Annotated in this window: 1 protein-coding gene; it reads right to left on the bottom strand. The window is 52.6% G+C overall.

Features of this window, described 5'->3' with window-relative positions:
* Positions 1-55: 55 nt before the first annotated feature.
* Positions 56-1,024 (bottom strand): IS5 family transposase, encoded by a 969-nt coding sequence (locus C3406_RS25845; RefSeq protein WP_000654811.1) that lies wholly within the window; start codon positions 1,022-1,024, stop codon positions 56-58.
* Positions 1,025-1,068 lie beyond the last annotated feature (44 nt).

Below are 1,068 nucleotides of genomic sequence, written 5' to 3' on the forward strand. Positions count from 1 at the left end.
GGCTTTGTTGAATAAATAAGATTTCTTGCGAACGACCCTGTAGCTGGCTGGATTTTCAGGCAATACGCACGCTTTCTGGCATCCCAGCCTTTGTCATCCTGTTCAACGCACGCACCATGGCCATAGCTTCCGCTACCTGACCATCGTAGTCACGCAGCGTCAGTGAATCTCCCAACAACTGCTTCATTCTGTACATTGCCGTTTCCGCTATCGAGCGACGGTTATATTCCGTTGTCCATTTCCACCGTGCATTGCTTCCGCTCAGCCGCTGATTAGCAACGGCACGGTTGCGGTCTGCGTACTCACCGGGCCAGTAACCTGCTCCTTTTCGGGGAGGAATAAGCGCGCTGATTTTTTTGCGGCGCAGTTCATCGTGACAGAGCCGGGTATCGTAAGCCCCGTCTGCCGCGGCTGCCCTGATTTTTCTGTGAGTCTGCCGGATAAGGCCCGGGAAGGCTTCTGAGTCCGTGACGTTATTCAGCGACAGGTCTGCACAGACAACTTCATGTGTGTTGCTGTCAACAGCAAGATGCAACTTTCGCCAGATACGACGGCGCTCTTTGCCGTGCTTTCTGACTTTCCATTCGCCTTCACCAAAGACCTTCAGCCCGGTGGAATCAATCACCAGGTGTGCGATTTCACCCCGGGTGGACGTTTTGAAACTGACATTAACCGACTTTGCCCGCTTACTGACACTGGTGTAATCCGGGCAGCGCAACGGAACGTTCATCAGGGCAAAAATGGAATCAATAAAACCCTGCGCAGCCCGCAGGGTCAGCCGGAATACGCGTTTAATCACCAGAACGGTGGTGATGGCGAGATCAGAATAGCGCTGGGGCCTTCCTCGTGATGAAGGCGTTGCCGACTCATACCAGGCCTGAATCGCCTCATCATCCAGCCAGAAAGTGAGGGAGCCACGGTTGATGAGAGCTTTGTTGTAGGTGGACCAGTTGGTGATTCTGAACTTTTGCTTTGCCACGGAATGGTCTGTGTTGTCGGGAGGATGCGTGATCTGATCCTTCAACTCAGCAAAAGTTCGATTTATTCAACAAAGCCATGTATAAAGCC

The organism is Leclercia sp. LSNIH8, assembly GCF_002920195.1.
Classification (GTDB): domain Bacteria; phylum Pseudomonadota; class Gammaproteobacteria; order Enterobacterales; family Enterobacteriaceae; genus Enterobacter.